The sequence below is a fragment of the Campylobacter sp. genome (assembly GCF_052169515.1).
Classification (GTDB): Bacteria; Campylobacterota; Campylobacteria; order Campylobacterales; family Campylobacteraceae; genus Campylobacter_A.
Map to the genome: position 1 here is coordinate 70,768 of NZ_JBQNCH010000008.1, position 17,547 is coordinate 88,314.

The following is a 17,547-nucleotide window of genomic DNA, read 5'->3' on the forward strand; positions in this document are numbered from 1 at the left end:
TTAAAAGTAGTAGAGATTATACGGCAAAAATGTAAATTCTTTTTTAAATTTAAACTTTTTTGGGTAAAATCCCATATTTAAAATAAGCTTAATAAACAAGGAAAGATGTGGAGTTTGATTATTACGAAATCCTTGAAATTTCAAGAAATGCAAATGGCGATGAGATAAAAAAAGCCTTTAGAAAACTTGCCTTAAAATACCATCCAGATAGAAATGCTGGCGACAAGGAAGCAGAGCTTAAATTTAAGCAAATAAATGAAGCTTATCAAGTTTTAAGCGATGAGCAAAAGCGTGCGATTTATGATAAATACGGCAAAGATGGGCTTGACGGAAGATTTGGTAGCGGTGGCGGTTTTAGTGCTGATTTTGACCTTTCAGACATTTTTGATTCATTTTTTGGCGGTGGATTTTCTGGCCGGTCTCAAAAGAAAAGATACTCCGAAAAATACTCAGCTGATCTTGAAATTCCTATAAATTTAGAGTTTAATGAAGCTGTTTTTGGCTGCGAAAAAGAGATAAAATTTGATCAAAAAGTGCCTTGCAAAACCTGCAATGCAACTGGCAGCAAAGATGGCAAAAATAAAACTTGTCATCACTGTGGTGGAAGCGGTAGGATAACACGCGGAAATGGCTTTATGAATATCGTCCAAGAGTGCCCATACTGCCAAGGAAGCGGTGAAGTTATAAGTGATCCTTGTCCTGATTGTAATGCAAAAGCCTACAAAATAGAGAAGCAAACCGTAAAGATCACCATTCCAGAAGGTGTCGATAACGGCACGAGAATGAGAGTTGCCGGCAAAGGAAATATCGGCACAAACGGCGTTCAAGGCGATTTATATGTAAGTATCAACGTCAAAGAGGATAAACATTTTATACGTCACAACGACGACGTTTACATAGAAATTCCTGTCTTTTTCACTCAAGCAGTACTTGGCGAGAGCATAAAAATACCAACACTTCGAGGAGAAGCTGAGCTAAAACTTCCAGTTGGTGCAAAGGATAAGCAGCAATTTATATTTGAAAACGAGGGCATTAAAGGCGTAAATTCGCGTAAAAAAGGTAGGCTTGTAGCTCAAATTTCTATCCAAACACCTGATAAACTAAACGATGAGCAAGAAGAGCTTTTAAATAAACTTCAGGCGAGCTTTGGTATAGAATCAGGCAAGTCAAATAGCGATGAAAGCGTTTTTGACAAGATAAAAGGCTGGTTTAAAGGCGAAGAGCCAAAGAAGAAAAAGAAAAAATAAAATTGATTTGTGACGCGAAAGTTAGCGTCACAAATTTCTACCAAAAAATAAACTTTTAAATCTTTTATAATCAATTAAAACAAATGCAAATTTTTAAAATTTACAAGAGAAATCTAAAAAAATTAAAACAAACTTTGATGCCCAGATATATCCAAACACCAAATTCTTCTAAACTTACTCAGTTGCAAGTTCTAGATAATAATCAAGCTGATCACGTCTAATGATGCGTATGAGGTTTGTGCTACCCTCCACACCTGTTGGGTGACCGGCCGTGACAAGATAGGTCTTTTCATGCTCTACATATCCAGCATCATATGCCTTTTTCACGACATTTGCAAGAAGTACATTTAGCTTTGTCTTTTCAAGCACTAGCGCTGGTGTTACACCCCAAGCAAGAGTAAGCATGTGAGCCGTCTGTTCATCGTGAGCAACTGCAATAATATCTATATTCGTACGGTTTCTAGCTAATTTTATGGCCGATTTGCCTGAACCTGTGATAGAAAGGATCGCGTCTGCTTTTATACGAACGGCTAGAGAGGCTGCACTGCTCGCTACCATATCAGTCTCATCAAAAAAGTCAAACTCATCAAATTTATTATAAGGATAGATGCTTTGAGTCTGGATGATCGTCTGGCTCATCGCCTCTACGACTGCGACTGGGTTTTTACCGATCGCGCTCTCTTCACTTAACATAACCGCATCAGTACCGTCTAATACAGCGTTTGCTACGTCGCTGATCTCCGCTCTTGTGGCAGTCTCGTGCTCTGCCATGCTTAGCATCATCTGAGTAGCGGTGATGACTGGTTTGCTAGCTGCATTTGCTTTTTTAATGATGAGCTTTTGGATAGTTGGGACCTTATAAAATGGCACTTCTATGCCAAGATCGCCTCTTGCTACCATGATACCATCGCTTTTCGCGATAATGTCGTCTATATTTTCAACTGCATCAAATTTCTCAATCTTAGATAAAATGGCAGCACGTGAGCCAAATTCTTTTAAAATATTTCTTGCTTTTATCACGTCATTTGCGTCTTGAACAAAGCTAATAGCAACGAAATTTACACCGTGATTTGCGCCAAACTCCATATCTTCTTTATCTTTTTGTGTGATGATCTCGATACCAAGAGCAGTATTTGGGAAATTTACGCCCTTGTTTGAGTTAAGAACTCCATCATTCTCGATGATAGTTTTTACAATTTCTTTTCCCTCGCCTGTTACCCTCGCTCTGATCGAGCCATCATAAAGGTAGACATACTCGCCAACTTTTAGCATAGGTAAAATTTGAGGCTGATTAAGACTTACTTTGTAAACGCCTTTTGCAACTTTTTCACCAATAATATCCTCCGCATGTATGCTTAACTCGTCGCCAGCTTGCAGATAAAATGGTTCACTAAGCTTGCCTACTCTTATCTTTGGTCCACAAATGTCTTGTAGGATGCCTATTCTTTTATTTAGCTTTTTTTCTATATTTCTTATTTTATCAATATTTGATTTATGGTATTCGTGTGTTCCATGACTAAAATTTAAACGAAAGACATTAACACCTGCCCTAACCATCGCCTCCATAGTCTCTTCATTGTCACTTGCTGGTCCCAAAGTCGCTACAATTTTTGTCTTTTTTATCATTTTTATGTCCCGCAAATTTAATTTTTGCGATTATAACACATTTTAATAACGTAATTTTTTGTATAATATGCAAAATTTTAAAGGAGAAGGTATGAATAAATTTTTACTAGCATCTCTTGGTTTAGCGGCTCTTGCTTGTGCTGCAATGGGAGATGATAAAGTATACAAGCTAAAGCTTGCTAGCTCATGGGAAAGCACCATGCCAGTTCTTGGTGAAGTACCAAAAGAGCTAAAAGATAAAGTCGAAAAGATGAGCAACGGCAGAATTGAGCTAAGAATCGACTATCCATCAAAACACAAGTCGCCTTTTGCAATGCTTGACTTTGCAAAAAGTGGTCAATACGACATAACTTACACCGCAAGCTACTATTACAAAGGCAAAGATGCTAAGACTATATTCTTTACAGCAACTCCATTTATGATGAATGCTGACGAACAAACAGCATGGTATGAATTTGGTGGCGGTAAAGAGCTTGAAGCAAAAGTTTTCGATCCATATAACATTAAAATTTTTAGAGCTGGAAATACCGGCATGCAAATGGGTGGTTGGTTTAAAAAAGAGATCAAATCAGTCGATGACATCAAAGGCTTAAAGATAAGAATTCCTGGCTTTGGTGGCGAAATTTACTCTAAACTCGGAGCAAATATCAACACTATTCCAACTGGTGAGCTTTACATGGCTCTTGAGATGGGAACGATCGACTCAGTTGAGTGGGTAAGTCCAGCTTATGACATGGCACTTGGCTTCCACAAAGTAGCAAAATACTACTACACAGGCTGGCAAGAGCCAAACGGCGAAACTCAGTTTTTCTTTAATAAAAAATCATATGAAAAACTTCCAGATGACCTAAAAGCGATCTTTGAGGCAGCTGCTGCAGAGGTGGCAAGAGATGCGAATACAAAGGTATTTTACTCAAACGTAGAGTATTGGGACAAAATGAAGAGCGAGTATCCTGACATCCAAGTAAAATCATTCCCATCAGAAGTAATCGCAGCTCTTAAAAAGGCTACAAATGAGCTACTTGATGAAGAGAGCGCGAAAGATCCACTATTTAAAGAGATCGTTGAGTCTCAAAGAGCTTTCCTAAAAAAAGCAAGAGAGTGGACTAAAATTTCAGACTACGCTTATATCAAAACAAACGAAGAGTAAAATTTAGCAGGGGCTTTCCCTGCTTTTATATTTTCTACCAATTACTTTCAACAAAAATTTTTAATCAAAATGTTTTACAAAAGCCATAATTTTTTAATTTAGCGCAAAATTATACTTGCATAAATTTTTATAAAAATAAATACTGGTAGCTATTATAGATAGAAAATTTCTCTCATTGAATGCTCGATTTTTGCCTCATCAAGCGTATTATCAAAAAATAAATTTAGTGCCAAAACCGCTTGATATAAAAGCATATCGGTTCCATCTTTTGCACTAAGATTATTTTGTTTTGCCATTTCTAAAAATGGTGTCTGCTTACCATAAATCACATCAAATGCAAATTTGGCATCTTTAAAAATACTTCTTAGAATTTCTTTGGGTGCTGGCAAAAGATCATTTTTTAATCCAGCCGAGGTCGAGTTAACGACTAGATCAAATTTTTGATCTTCGTAGTTATCCCAGCTAAAGCATTTGTACTCATCTTTAAATTTTTCAAGCCTATCCTTGCTTCTATTTAGTATGCAAACATCAATACCTTGCTCTTTTAATGCATAAGTTATGGCATTTGCAGTCCCACCTGCTCCAAGCACAATGGCACTCTTTGCATCTTTAAAATTTTTTATTGCCTTTAAAAATCCAGGCGAATCTGTATTGTGAGCATAAATTTTGCCATCCTTAAACACAAGTGTGTTTGCAGAGCCTATTTTACAAGCACTATCCGAGGCTTTGTCAGCCAGCTTTAAAGCCCATTCCTTATGCGGAAGTGTAATGTTTGCACCGTTTAATTTTAAGGATTTAAATTTATTGATTAGCCTACTGCCATCTTCTAGTAAGACTCTTGTGTAAAGAGCGTTCAGTCCCAGATCAGCAATGGCTTTGTTGTGTAGTCTTGGAGATACCGAATGAGCTATCGGATCTCCAAAAACTGCGAATGTTTTCATTTTGCTCTAAAGATAAAAGCGTCTTTATTAACGTCTTTTCTTATTTCATTGACTGCTTTTTGAAGTGCTTTTTCATCAAACGGACCAACTAAAATTTTAGTTAGCTCGCCAACTTTTATAGTCTTATAATTATATCCCTTGGCTGCGATCTTCTTCATGTATTCAGCATTTGGATTAAATTTGCTAGTTGCAAATACTTGAACATAAGAGCCTTTTGCAATACTCTCGGCCTTAGCTGATTCAGTCTTTTTTTCTACCTTTTCTTTGGCTTCGCTCTTCTTTTCAGCTTTCTTCTCAACCTTGGTTTCAGTCTTAGCTGGCTTTACCTCAGTCTTTTTCTCAGGAGCTGCTATCTTTTCAGCCTTTTTAGCTGGGGTTTCTGCTTTTACCTCGGTCTTTTTTACTGGTGCTTCAACTGGCTTTTCAGTAGAATTTGCTGTTTCTTTTGGCTCTTCAGTTTTAGAAACAGCCTTATTGTTTTCTTTATCTTTTAGCTTCTTGATCATATCTTCAAATTCATCTTGCTGTTTATTTTCAGGCACTATAGGCACTTGCTCAAAAAGCTGAGTATCACTTTTTTTATTATCCGTATTTGTATTAGCTAATGGAGCTTGTGTATCTACTGGCTGTTCTACAGGTACTGGAGGAAGTACTAGTCTTGAGTCAGCTTCATTTTGAGCTTGTGTAGAATCGCCCGAATTTACTAGCTTCATGGCCACCACAATAATCAAAAAAAGTATAACAAGGGCCGCTATAAACATCAAAAGTTTTTTTAGTTTTAAGCCCTTTGCTTCATCATCTCTTTCTAAAAGAATATCTTTTAACTCATCGTTTTCCACTTTTTATCCTTATCTTTATTACATATATTTTGACCAACTAGCCCCACGCTCTTTTTGATAGAGTTTATAAGGCAGAGTTAGTATGTTAAACTCTTTTGGCATATCGATATTTGGAAACATTCTCCACTCTTTAGGCAACTTCTGTGAAAGCTTTACATTGAGCACATTTGCTAGCTGACAAGCCTCATTTAGTGTGGTATGACCTTTATGTACATAAAGATGCAGATGTCCTGGCGTCTTACTCTCGTAAGCCGTAAAATTTATAAACCCTTCTTCTCTTAAAAGAAGCTGGGCTTTATGCCAAAATCTATCTGGGGTTCTACCATTATAGTCAAAAACTATATTTTCAACTTTATCATATGCGTTTATCAAAGAGTGGGCAATGATAGCCTTGCCCTCTTCGTGACTTTTGATCACATTATATGTTAGTGGCTCATTTATCTTTTCAAATTTATCAAAGAAAATTTTACCCCTATATTCTATCTTGTTCACTATCGTATCACGCTTGATGTAATAATGAGTTGTAATAATTTTTATAAGTGCCGTATCAATACTTTGCATCAAAATGTCGCTTTATCATAGATTATAAATTTATGAGCTAACTCTTTTAGTTCGCCTTTGATCTTCTCTTGTAAAGATGCGTTATTTATATCACTTAGCACATCAGCTATTTTATTTGCTATTAGCTCAAATTCTGCCTCTTTCATGCCACGGGCTGTAAGAGCAGGACTTCCAACGCGTATGCCACTTGTAATAAATGGACTTCTTGTCTCACCTGGAACTGTGTTTTTATTTACTGTTATACCAGCATTGCCAAGAGCAATATCAGCATCTTTACCGCTAAATTCGCGGTTTAAAAAGCTCATTAATATCAGGTGATTATCAGTGCCGCCACTTACTAGTTCAAAGCCTCTACTTATTAGCACCTCGCCAAGTTTTTTAGCATTTGCTTTCACTTGTTTAGCATAAATTTTCCACTCAGAACTAAGGTTGTGCTTAAAACCAACTGCCTTTGCAGCGATGACATGAACTAGTGGACCGCCCTGGATGCCTGGGAAGATAGAAGAGTTTATCTTTTTAGCGTACTCTTCGTTGTTAGTCATGATGATGCCGCCTCTTGGGCCTCTTAGAGTTTTATGTGTAGTTGAGCTTACGACATCGCAGTGTGGGAAAGGATTTTGATGCTCGCCAGCCACAACAAGGCCAGCAATGTGAGCAACATCTGCAAAGAGTATCGCGCCGACAGCGTCAGCTATCTCTCTAAATTTCTTAAACTCGATCTCTCTTGTATAAGCGCTTGCACCACAAACGATCATTTTTGGTTTTACTATCTTTGCGATATCCATAACTCTATCATAGTTTATGCGACCATCAAGCTCAACGCCATAAAAGAAGCTCTCATACATTTTGCCAGAGCTGCTTACCTTTGCGCCGTGAGTTAGGTGTCCGCCGTGGCTTAGATCCATGCCTAAAATTTTATCACCTGGGTTAAGCAAAGCCCCGTAAACGCCTTGATTTGCCTGTGAGCCTGAGTTTGGTTGAACGTTTGCAAATTCACATCCAAAAAGTTCTTTACATCTATCGATCGCTATTTGCTCAATCTCATCTACAAATTCGCAGCCACCATAATATCTCTTGCCAGGATAGCCTTCAGCGTATTTGTTTGTTAGAATTGAGCCCATTACTTCCATAACTTCTGGATATGTAAAATTCTCGCTGGCGATCATTTCAAGGTGATCACATTGGCGTTTTAGCTCTAAATTTACTAGATCGTAAATGTCTTTATCATAGCTTTGCAAACTCATTTTTCGTTCTCCTTTGTCTCAGTTTTTAGTGGCCTCATCGCTGGGAAGAGCACAACGTCGCGTATTGATTTTTTATCTGTCAAAAGCATGACAAGTCTGTCGATACCTATACCCTCACCTGCAACTGGCGGCATGCCATAGCCTAGGGCTTTTACATAATCTTCATCCATCTCATGTGCCTCATCATCGCCTGCATTTTTAACGTCTATTTGAGCTTTGAAGCGGTTGTATTGATCGATTGGATCGTTTAGCTCATTAAAACCATTTGCTAGCTCACGACCAGCGATAAATAGCTCAAATCTCTCTGCCACATCAGGGTTTGCGTCACTTCTTCTTGAGAGTGGACTGATCGAAATCGGATAATCGATAACAAAAGTTGGGTGTATAAGCTTGCTCTCTACATAGTTATCAAATAGTTCGGCTTGTAAGTGACCAAGATCAAGTTTCTCATTTGCTTCAAAACCATCAGCCATTAGTTTTACTAAAATTTTATCTTTGTCATTTATGATGTCCTCATCTAGTCCGCCGATCTCAACGAGAGCTTTTTTGTAGCTTATTCGCTTAAACGGCTTACTAAAATCGATCTCCATGCCGTCAAAATTTACAACCTTTTCCATATCTAGCTTATCTAAAATGACATTAAAGAGATCCTCTGTGATACCCATCAGATCATGATAGTTATGATATGCCCAATAAAACTCTATACTTGTAAACTCAGGGTTGTGAGTAAGATCCATACCTTCGTTTCTAAAATTTCTATTCATCTCATAAACAGCCTCAAAGCCGCCTACTATAAGGCGTTTGAGGTATAACTCAGGTGCGATCCTTAGATATCTCTCGACTCCAAGGGCATTGTGGAAAGTAATGAATGGCTTAGCATTTGCGCCACCTGCTATTGGGTGTAGCATCGGTGTTTCAACTTCTAAAAAGCCTTTTTCTTCAAAAAATCTTCTAATCGTGCTAATAATCACTGAGCGTCTTTTAAAATCGGCTCTAACTTCTGGGTTCATTATCATATCAAGGTATCTTTGGCGATATCTTGTTTCAACATCAACTAAACCGTGATACTTTTCAGGTAGCGGACTTATCGACTTTGAAGCAAGGCTAAGCTCATTTACATGCATTGAAAATTCGCCAGTTTTTGTTATAAATGCATAGCCTCTAACATAGACTATGTCGCCGATCTCTACGTATTTTTTAACTACTTTAAACCACTCTGGATCAAGCGTTTTGTTGCTAAAGTAAATTTGTAAATTTCCATTTTCGTCTTCAATATTTGCAAAAACAGCTTTTCCGGCATCACGGATCAGCTTTATCCTACCTGCAAGACCTACTAACTGACCTTCAGCCTTTTTCTCTTCTGTATCTTTAATATAGTTAAATTTTAGTCTAAATTTAGAGATGTTCATATCCCTTCTAAGAAAATGCGGATATGGATTTATTCCTAAATTTCTTAGCTCGTCTATACTTTCTAGTCGTTGAATTTCATGTTGATTGTCAAATATCACCTTACTTTCCCTTTATATTATTTTTTGAGCATTTCTCGCAAATTCCGTAAAGCTGCATCATATGACCAGTTAGTTTAAAACCATGCTCTTTTGCTATGCTGATTTGTCTTTTTTCTATTATTTGATCTTCAAATTCTACTATAAGACCGCATTTCCTGCATATCATATGATCATGATGCGGCTTTGTTGCAAGCTCAAATTTTTTACCTTGTGAGCCAAAACTGATAGATGTTACCATCTCTGACTCTTCAAGTAAATTTAGCGTTCTATAAACAGTTGCGATACCGATATTTAGCTCAGGATATGTCTCTTTTATGAAAAGATATAGCCTCTCTGGCGTAAAGTGCTCGTCGTTGTTGTAAAGCGTTTTTAGCAAAATCTCGCGTTGTTTTGTGTACTTTAGCCCATTATCACGGAGTACTCTTTTAAATTTCTCAAGCAGAGCATCATATTCTAAATTTTCTATCATCTTATTCCCCTTTTTTTGTGGCATTATAGTCGGTATTTACACTGGTATTTGTATCCATTGAGATAAACACATCAGTCTTGTTTACATCTTTTGGTCTTACCATCATCTCATCTAGCTCGTTTTTAATATTTTTCACGTCAAGATTTGTTATCCATTTGCCAGTTTCTATTAAAACCGGATAGACCTTGCTGTTTGTAAAGTAAGGTGCGATTACATTATTTAGCGATGTACCGGATATTACAGCTACTACGGCCGAAAATGTTAAGAAAATTTTACCACTTCCCATAACAAATCCACCAAGTCTATCCAAAAAGCTAAGTCCACTTACTGAAACTATCTTTGATAAAAATTTACCAACTAGCAGACAAACTATCCAAAAAACCAGCCAAAGAGAGATAAATGCGACAAATTGTAAAAATGAAGGATTTTCAAATTTATATATATTTTTAGTTATAAATTCCTCAGCTACATCTGAAAATCTAGTAGCCACGATCAAACCACCAATAAGTCCAATAAGCCCAAAAGTCTCTTTTATAAGTCCATTTAATATGCCTTTTATACCAAGCATTAAAACAAGGACAACAATGATAATGTCAAACCATGTTACTAAATCCATTATACAGTTCCTATTAAATTCTGAAGTTCTTGCTGACTAGTTGAATAAGCTAGTGCGTGTTCTTTTGTGATCTTGCCTTCTTTTAGTACTTTCATCAAAGACTGTGTTTGCGTGCACATACCTGTTTGTTGCTGATTAAGCTGCATTTGTGAATAAATTTGATGTATTTTATTCTCGCGTATCAGGTTTGAGATAGCCATATTATTTATTAAAATTTCATGTACGGCACATCTTCCGCCACCTATTTTTGGGATAAGGCTTTGTGAAACAACAGCAGTTAATGACACGCTGAGCATATTTCTTACTTGAAGCTGCTCACTTCCATCAAAGCTATCGACAATCCTATTTATCGTTTGTATGGCTGAGTTTGTGTGTAGCGTACCAAAGACTAAGTGACCAGTCTCAGCAGCAGTTATAGCTGTAGATATCGTCTCTCTATCTCTCATCTCGCCAACAAGTATGATATCTGGATCTTCACGAACCGCAGATTTCAAGGCTCTTGAATAAGAACTCGCATCAGTACCAATATTTCTATGCGAAAATAGAGCTTTTTTGTTGTTGTGTACAAACTCGACTGGATCTTCGATTGTAATAATATGCTTTCTATAATTTAAATTTATCTCATTAAGCATCGCTGCAAGAGTTGTTGATTTACCGCTTCCTGTCGGACCAGTAACTAAAATAAGCCCCTTTTCACGTCTAATGATATATTTAAAAATTTGTGGAGCATTTAACTCATCAAGTGAGGGAATTTCTATTGGAATTATACGAAAAGCAGCTGCTAAATCACCATTCATTGTATAGTAGTAGTTTCCACGAAAACGACCGATATCTTCAAGCTCAATTGCAAAGTCAAGCTCTTTACTATTTTCAAGCTCATGTTTTTGGGCATCTGAGATTAAGGTGTAGCATAAATTTTCTATATCTTTACCATTTAGCACACCAAAATCAAGCGGCTTTAAAGCACCATCTACTCTTATCTGTGGCTCAGATCTTGAAACCAAATGAAGATCACTTGCTTTACTAGAAACAACGGTCCTTAGAAGTGTTTTTATGTCAAAAGAAGGATTGTTTTCTGGGGCTTGAATATGCAAATTCTTTGCTTGAAGCTGCTCGATTAGATCCATGCTTTTACCATTATTCTATTATTTTTGGTACGGCAAAAAAATGTCCCTCTCGCAAAGGAGCATGTTTTAAGATCGTATCAACTACATCGCTCAATCTTGGCTCATCTTCTCTTAAAGGAGTACCGCCTTTTATCGAGCTAACTACAGCTTCTTCACCGCTCAAATCAAGCTCACTTAAAACATCTACGAAAGATACAATCTCGCTTAGTTGTTTTTTTATTTCCTCTCTTTTCTCATCGCTGATTTGCAATGCAGAGAGTTTTTCTAATTTATTTAAAAGAGCGTCGTCTATTTGCATTATTCAACAACCTTTTGATCAATTTTGAGACATTATATCACATTAAAGCTTTAATTTTGGGCTAGTTTTAATTTAATTATGCTAAAATCTGCGAATTAAAATTTTTTAAAAACAAGGAAAAAAGTTGGCTATAAAAGAAGATCTAACCCAGATAAAAAAAGAGATTGATGCTCAAGAGCAATTTTTAGAAAATATGATAAAAGGCGAGCGTTTTTTAAAAAAATACAAAAACCTACTGATCATAATCTGCCTTGCTGCTGTCATTGCGATCGTTGGATTTTATTCAAATAAAATTTTAAACGAAAACAGGATTGAAGAGGCAAATTTGGCTTATTCAAAGCTTATCTTGGATCCAAATGATGCAAATGCCTTAAACGTTTTAAAAGAAAAAGAGCCAAGCTTATACGCACTTTTCTCGCTTCAGCAAATGCTTGATAAAAACGAAACAAAAGGTATTAGCGAGCTTGCAAATTTAAAAATAAATCCTATTGTAAAGGAGATTATCCTTTCTCAAAGTATCGATACAAACAATGAAATTTTAGGCGAATATAATGCCTTATTGAAAGGCTTTGAGTTATTGAAACAAAATAAAATTAAAGAGGCAAATGAGGAATTTAATAAAATTTCACTTGACTCTCAACTTCAAACTTTAGTTAAAAATTTAAAACATTATCAGGGAATAAAATAATGAAAAAACTTACTCTTTTCTTGGCTTTTGCCTTGGCCTTAGTTTTAAGTGGATGTGGCACAAAAAGACAATATTTCGAGCCTACTCAAACTTCAGGTGAGGTATCTTTGTCAAAAGATCTTCCTTCTTATATAAAATCAGCAAATGCAAATGGTGCGACGTTAAATAACGGCAACATCATCACCAAAAATGGCTTAAACACGAGCATTAAATTGCCTGAAAATTTTAACTTCTTAAATGAAAACAATGGGTTTATCATCTCAGCTAGCATAAGCGGAGATCTAAAAGTAATGGATCCTAGTGGCAATAGCATTTATAACGGAAAATTTCCAACTGCAATCGTAGCAGCCTCTCTTGATCAAAATCAGTTAGCAGCTATTAGCGCATCAAACCACATCTATCTAATAGATATCAACACAGCTACAACAATAATGGAATATAGCTCATCTGACATTGCAGCAGTTGATTCAAGAGTTGTAGCGCCTTATTTTATGAGTTCGCTTATAGTATATCCGGCGCTCGATGGTAAAATTTATATAGTCCAAAAAGAAACTGGTAGAATTTTACGTGACGTGGTCGTAAGCTCTGAAAATTTCTTTAATAACATCATATTTTTAGGCGTAGAGGGTGATAACCTAATCGCAGCAACAGCTAAAAAGCTTATCGTCATTAACCCAAGTCAAACTGTTTATTATGACGGAGAGATCAAAGACGTATTAGTTCATAACGATGAAATTTATATATTTAAAAAAGACGGTACGATCGTAAGAACAAATCTTATGCTAAAAGAGCAAAATAAAGTGAATTTCAAATTTGCCATCTTCTCAGCGGCTACTATTATCAATAATAAGCTTTATGTAATCGAAAAAACAGGCTATGTTATAAAGACAAATTTAGACCTAGGTGGAGCTGAAATTTACGAGTTTAGTGACGAAATAAACGACAAGAGCTTTATGGGAAATAATGTCTTTTACTATGACAACGAGCTTGTTAATCTAGGACAATGAACCAAAAAATTTGGGAGCTTTTTGAAGCCAAAAATATCCTTTTAAAAGATATCAAAGCTCTTAATACAAGTGACTTTAGCACAAAAAAGACGCTTGATATCTTTTGGGGTGTTGATAATAAGAAATTTTACAATCTCGTCTTTTTAAGAAAAGCAAAAAGTAGATTGCTACGTAAAGAGGCTTTAGAACTTGAAGAAATTTCTAAAAAGATAGAGGCAAAATTCCAAATAAATTTAAGAAAAAAAACTATATTTTACAGCTCTGAAATTTGCTCTAAAGCACTAAAAGAGCTACAAGATAATAATTGGCGATGTTATGATTTTGTGTAATATAGGCAACACGAACGCTACTTTTTTAGAAGATGGAAAAATTTCACGTATGAAAATTTCTGAGTTTAAAAATTTTAAACCAGAGAAAAAAGTATACTTTATATCTGTAAATGATGAAATTTTAAATCTTTTAAAAGATAACAAGATGTTTGTAAATTTAGAACCATTTTTTACTATAGATACGATATATCAGGGATTGGGCGTAGATAGAGTGGCTGCATGCTATTCTATAAATAATGGCGTAATCGTTGATGCTGGAAGTGCGATAACGGTTGACATTATGGCAAACTCTATCCATCTTGGAGGATATATCGTGCCAGGCATTTCAAGTATGCTAAATGCCTATAAAAGTATCTCGCCACGACTTGATATCACTATAAATTCACAAATTGACATAGATGCCCTACCACAAAAAACAGCCGATGCTGTAAGTTATGGCATTATTAAACCGATAATAACTCTACTAGATAAACTAGCCGGTGATAAAAAAGTCTATTTTACTGGTGGAGATGGCGACTTTTTGTCCAAATTTTTTAAAAATGCTATTTGTGACAAGATGCTAGTTTTTCGTGCCATGCAAAAGCTAATAAATGAAAAGAAAGACATAATAATATGATAACAGTAGCACTACCAAAAGGAAGAATAGCCGAAGCAACGCTAGAAATTTTTAGAAAAATTTTTGGTTCAAGTTTTTTATTTGAAGATAGAAAACTAATCCTTGAAGAGGGAAATTTTAGGTTTTTAATGGTTCGTAACCAAGATATCCCAACTTACGTCACTGAAGGCGCAGCAGATATTGGCGTAGTGGGACTTGACGTACTTGAAGAGCATAAGCCAAATGTTGTGAGACTACTAGATTTAAAAATCGGACAATGCAAAGTTTGCATCGGCATAAAAAACGACTCTGATCTAGACCTAAACCAACCAGAGCTAAAAATAGCTACAAAAATGCCAAATATAACAAGGAATTATTTTACAAATCAAGCTGTAGCTGTAAAGATTATCAAGCTTTATGGCTCGATCGAACTTGCACCATTAGTTGGGTTAAGCGATGCAATAGTTGATGTAGTAGAGACTGGCTCAACCATGAAACAAAACGGACTAAAAATCGCTGGTGATATCATGCAAAGCTCAGCTTATCTAATAGCAAATAAAAATAGTTTTATCATTAAAAAAGATGAGATTTTAGAGCTTTATAAAAAAATAAAAGAAGAAATTTAGAGCTTTACTGCCTCTAAATTTTCACTACTCTATGTTTTTACTTGCCTTTAACATCTTGATAAACTCTTTTGCAAGCTTGCTTTGCTGCTTATAGACCACTGAAAAAGATACATCAAGCATCGGCTCATCTGCTATATCAAGCAAATTTATATAATCCTTTTGCTTCTCAAACACATACTGCACATAGCTAAAACCCACGCAAAGTCCTGCAGCCACCATAGCATTTGAAACATACATATAAGATGTATCACAAAATAACTTTGGCTCAAAACCTGCTTTTTGAAAATTTTTTGGAAATTTATATTGCTCTTTAATGCCTTGTAACTTAGGGCGAATTTATCTTCACAAAACTCACTAAGCGATACTTTTGGATATTTATCAGTAGAATTTACCATCACTTTAGGCAAAATAGGATGAGACGATGGAACACTCAGAAAAAGCCTTCGCTTTTTTATAAACTCGTGCGTAAAATCATCTACATTTAACTCGCCAAAATGTGCTGTATAAATGAGATCAAGATTACCATTTCTTAGTAGTTCCATAAGCTCTGACTCAGAATGCACATGAACTATTTTGATCTCAGCCTTTGAAAATCTATTACAAAAAGCAGTTATGGTATCTTCTATAAATTTAAAGCTTATAGAGGTTGCGCCTATAGTGAGTTTGCCTCGCTTCATCGTGGAAAGATCGTGCATTTGGTTATTTAGTTCGCTATTTAGCCTAAGTAAATTTTTTACTTTATTTATATAAATTTCACCAGCATATGTAAGTTTTAGTCCGTTTTTTCTATCAAAAATTTCAACTCCTATCTCTTTTTCCAAAGTCATTATGCTTTTTGATAAAGATGGTTGTGCAATATCTAGCTCCTGAGCTGCTTTTGTGAAGCTTTTTAGCTCGGCTATTTTCACTGCAAATTCCATTTGTCTAAGGCTCATTTTTCACCTCAAAATCTAATTTATTATAGCTTTTAGCTATTAAATCATATACAAAATAATATTTGACTTAATAGTGCCATTAATATAAAATACCAATATTAATTTTATGATTTAAGATATATCTCAATAAGGAGTGAATAATGAAAAGACGTGAAATGCTCAAAATGAGTATGATGGGCGCTGGTGCTTTAGCTTTGGGTACAGTAAATACACAAGCTTCTGCCATAGACGCAAAAGATGTCAAATTTGACGAAGAATACGACGTTGTCATCATTGGCTCTGGATTTGCTGGGCTTGCGGCCGGCCTTAGCGCAGCCAAAAAGGGAAACAAAGTCTTGATCGTAGAAAAAATGGGTAGGATCGGTGGTAACTCTGTCATAAATGGCGGCGGTATGGCTGTTCCAGTAAACCCGGTGCAGGCAAAAACCGGCATAAAAGATAGCAAGGAACTATTTATAGAAGACTGCCTAAAAGCAGGCCTTGGACTAAATCACCCAGAGCTACTTGAAACCCTAGCTAACCGCGCGATGGAGTCATTTAACTTCTTAGTAGACTGCGGCGTGCAGTTTAAGATGGATCACTGCGCTCACTTTGGCGGTCACAGCGTGGCTAGATCGATGCTTACGACAAATGATAGCGGTTCAGGCTACATCCAGCCTATGCTTGAGAAATTTGAAAAAACAGATGGCTGCAAGCTAGTAAGAAGAACTAAATTTGACGACTTTGTTGTCGATGAGAGTGGTAAAGTAGTAGGTGTTGCCGTAAGAGAAGAGTATAAATTTGATGACAAACTTTACAGCGATGACCTAGAAAACACAAGCGGCACCAAAAAGACCATAAAAGCAAACAAGGGCGTCATCCTTGCAGCTGGCGGCTTTTGCAGGGATAAGGCGTTTAGAAAGCTTCAAGACCCACGTATCCCAGATAACGTCGATAGTACAAACCACGCAGGCGCGACAGCTGGCGTGCTTTTAAAGGCATTTGAGCTTGGCGCATATCCTGTGCAAATAGACTGGATCCAGTTTGGTCCATGGGCGAGCCCTGATGAGAAAGGCTTTGGTACAGCTCCGATCCTAACTCAACAAGGCACATTTAAATACGGCATCGCAGTAGACGTAAGAACTGGCAAGCGCTTCATGAATGAGCTAGCTGACCGCAAAACAAGAGCGGACGCTGAGTTTAAAATTTTAAGATCAGCACCTGATAAATTCCCTATCACATTTGCTGATACGAAAATGGCATTTAAAGAGCTTAGCGAAGATGTGATCAATAAAGGAATGAGTAGCGGTAAGGTAGTCGGAGAGTGTGCTAGCCTAGATGATATTGCTAAAAAATACGGTGTGCCAGCTGATGCGCTAAAAGAGACAGTCAAAAAATATAACGAAGGCGTAAAAGCCAAAAAAGACGAATTTGGCAAGCAAGAGAGCGCACTTTTTGAGATCAACGAAGCTGGTCCATTTTACGTCATCCGCCTATCTCCAAAGCCTCACCACACAATGGGCGGTCTAAAGATCAACGAAAAAGCCCAAGTCATATCAAGCAAGACTGGCAAGCCAATACCAGGTCTTTACGCAGCTGGCGAGATCACTGGTGGTACGCACGGAGCTAGCCGCTTAGGTACCGTTGCGATCACTGATTGTATAGTATTTGGCATGATCGCTGGAGAAAATGTATAAATTTAGTGTGCCCTCCCCGGCACACTACCTTAACATTAATACAATTTTAACCACACGAGGACTAT

The 17,547-nt window shown here is 36.6% G+C and carries 19 protein-coding genes; 8 read left to right on the plus strand and 11 right to left on the minus strand.

Annotation, left to right across the window (positions count from 1 at the left end; translation table 11 throughout):
- Nucleotides 1-107 precede the first annotated feature (107 nt).
- Nucleotides 108-1,247: a molecular chaperone DnaJ gene (gene dnaJ / locus ACTTKV_RS04125; protein WP_442549382.1), complete on the plus strand. Its 1,140-nt coding sequence runs from the start codon at nt 108-110 to the stop codon at nt 1,245-1,247.
- Nucleotides 1,248-1,421: 174 nt separating this feature from the next.
- Here the strand turns inward: dnaJ and pyk are convergent, their stop codons facing one another.
- Nucleotides 1,422-2,873: a pyruvate kinase gene (pyk, locus tag ACTTKV_RS04130; RefSeq protein WP_442549383.1), complete on the minus strand. Its 1,452-nt coding sequence runs from the start codon at nt 2,871-2,873 to the stop codon at nt 1,422-1,424.
- A gap of 91 nt (nt 2,874-2,964) precedes the next feature.
- Between pyk and ACTTKV_RS04135 the strand changes: the two genes are divergently transcribed.
- Complete coding sequence (locus ACTTKV_RS04135) at nt 2,965-4,023, plus strand: TRAP transporter substrate-binding protein (protein ID WP_442549384.1); 1,059 nt, start codon at nt 2,965-2,967, stop codon at nt 4,021-4,023.
- 152 nt (nt 4,024-4,175) lie between these two features.
- Here the strand turns inward: ACTTKV_RS04135 and ACTTKV_RS04140 are convergent, their stop codons facing one another.
- Genes ACTTKV_RS04140 through gatC form a run of 9 tightly spaced genes read right to left on the minus strand, consistent with a single transcriptional unit; the run spans nt 4,176 to nt 11,626 of the window.
- The gene (locus tag ACTTKV_RS04140; RefSeq protein ID WP_442549385.1) at nt 4,176-4,964 is read right to left on the minus strand and encodes a shikimate dehydrogenase; all 789 of its coding nucleotides are present in this window, start codon (nt 4,962-4,964) and stop codon (nt 4,176-4,178) included.
- Entirely contained in the window at nt 4,961-5,803 is an 843-nt protein-coding gene (locus tag ACTTKV_RS04145) for an SPOR domain-containing protein (protein WP_442549386.1), read from the minus strand. The genes ACTTKV_RS04140 and ACTTKV_RS04145 overlap by 4 nt, the downstream gene beginning before the upstream one ends.
- An 18-nt stretch (nt 5,804-5,821) precedes the next feature.
- Complete coding sequence (locus ACTTKV_RS04150) at nt 5,822-6,364, minus strand: DUF1882 domain-containing protein (protein ID WP_442549387.1); 543 nt, start codon at nt 6,362-6,364, stop codon at nt 5,822-5,824.
- On the minus strand, nt 6,364-7,608 hold the full coding sequence (locus ACTTKV_RS04155; protein ID WP_442549388.1) for a serine hydroxymethyltransferase: 1,245 nt from the start codon (nt 7,606-7,608) through the stop codon (nt 6,364-6,366). Before ACTTKV_RS04155 ends, ACTTKV_RS04150 begins: the two co-directional genes overlap by 1 nt.
- Nucleotides 7,605-9,113, minus strand: coding sequence for a lysine--tRNA ligase (gene lysS / locus ACTTKV_RS04160; RefSeq protein ID WP_442549400.1), 1,509 nt, complete (start codon nt 9,111-9,113; stop codon nt 7,605-7,607). Before lysS ends, ACTTKV_RS04155 begins: the two co-directional genes overlap by 4 nt.
- 4 nt (nt 9,114-9,117) lie before the next feature.
- Nucleotides 9,118-9,585: a Fur family transcriptional regulator gene (locus tag ACTTKV_RS04165; protein ID WP_442549389.1), complete on the minus strand. Its 468-nt coding sequence runs from the start codon at nt 9,583-9,585 to the stop codon at nt 9,118-9,120.
- Between the two features lies 1 nt (nt 9,586).
- The gene (locus ACTTKV_RS04170) at nt 9,587-10,201 is read right to left on the minus strand and encodes a CvpA family protein (protein WP_442549390.1); all 615 of its coding nucleotides are present in this window, start codon (nt 10,199-10,201) and stop codon (nt 9,587-9,589) included.
- Nucleotides 10,201-11,328 (minus strand): type IV pilus twitching motility protein PilT, encoded by a 1,128-nt coding sequence (locus ACTTKV_RS04175; protein WP_442549391.1) that lies wholly within the window; start codon nt 11,326-11,328, stop codon nt 10,201-10,203. Before ACTTKV_RS04175 ends, ACTTKV_RS04170 begins: the two co-directional genes overlap by 1 nt.
- A 10-nt stretch (nt 11,329-11,338) precedes the next feature.
- A complete protein-coding gene (gene gatC / locus ACTTKV_RS04180) occupies nt 11,339-11,626 on the minus strand; it encodes an Asp-tRNA(Asn)/Glu-tRNA(Gln) amidotransferase subunit GatC (protein WP_442549392.1) in 288 nt (95 codons plus the stop codon).
- 124 nt (nt 11,627-11,750) lie between these two features.
- Between gatC and ACTTKV_RS04185 the strand changes: the two genes are divergently transcribed.
- The 5 genes from ACTTKV_RS04185 to hisG are packed head-to-tail and all read left to right on the plus strand — an operon-like array spanning nt 11,751 to nt 14,871.
- Nucleotides 11,751-12,314, plus strand: a complete 564-nt coding sequence (locus ACTTKV_RS04185; protein ID WP_442549393.1) for a hypothetical protein — start codon at nt 11,751-11,753, stop codon at nt 12,312-12,314.
- Complete coding sequence (locus ACTTKV_RS04190) at nt 12,314-13,321, plus strand: L-seryl-tRNA selenium transferase (protein ID WP_442549394.1); 1,008 nt, start codon at nt 12,314-12,316, stop codon at nt 13,319-13,321. Before ACTTKV_RS04185 ends, ACTTKV_RS04190 begins: the two co-directional genes overlap by 1 nt.
- Nucleotides 13,318-13,650, plus strand: a complete 333-nt coding sequence (locus ACTTKV_RS04195) for a hypothetical protein (protein ID WP_442549395.1) — start codon at nt 13,318-13,320, stop codon at nt 13,648-13,650. Before ACTTKV_RS04190 ends, ACTTKV_RS04195 begins: the two co-directional genes overlap by 4 nt.
- Nucleotides 13,637-14,266 carry a type III pantothenate kinase gene (locus tag ACTTKV_RS04200; protein WP_442549396.1) on the plus strand — a complete coding sequence of 210 codons (630 nt, stop codon included), beginning with the start codon at nt 13,637-13,639 and terminating at the stop codon, nt 14,264-14,266. The genes ACTTKV_RS04195 and ACTTKV_RS04200 overlap by 14 nt, the downstream gene beginning before the upstream one ends.
- Complete coding sequence (gene hisG, locus ACTTKV_RS04205; RefSeq protein ID WP_442549397.1) at nt 14,263-14,871, plus strand: ATP phosphoribosyltransferase; 609 nt, start codon at nt 14,263-14,265, stop codon at nt 14,869-14,871. Before ACTTKV_RS04200 ends, hisG begins: the two co-directional genes overlap by 4 nt.
- Nucleotides 14,872-15,017: 146 nt before the next feature.
- On the opposite strand, the gene ACTTKV_RS04210 is transcribed toward hisG, so the two are convergent.
- Nucleotides 15,018-15,806: a LysR family transcriptional regulator gene (locus ACTTKV_RS04210; protein WP_442549398.1), complete on the minus strand. Its 789-nt coding sequence runs from the start codon at nt 15,804-15,806 to the stop codon at nt 15,018-15,020.
- A 140-nt stretch (nt 15,807-15,946) separates the two neighbouring features.
- Between ACTTKV_RS04210 and ACTTKV_RS04215 the strand changes: the two genes are divergently transcribed.
- Complete coding sequence (locus ACTTKV_RS04215) at nt 15,947-17,482, plus strand: flavocytochrome c (protein WP_442549399.1); 1,536 nt, start codon at nt 15,947-15,949, stop codon at nt 17,480-17,482.
- Nucleotides 17,483-17,547: the final 65 nt, after the last annotated feature.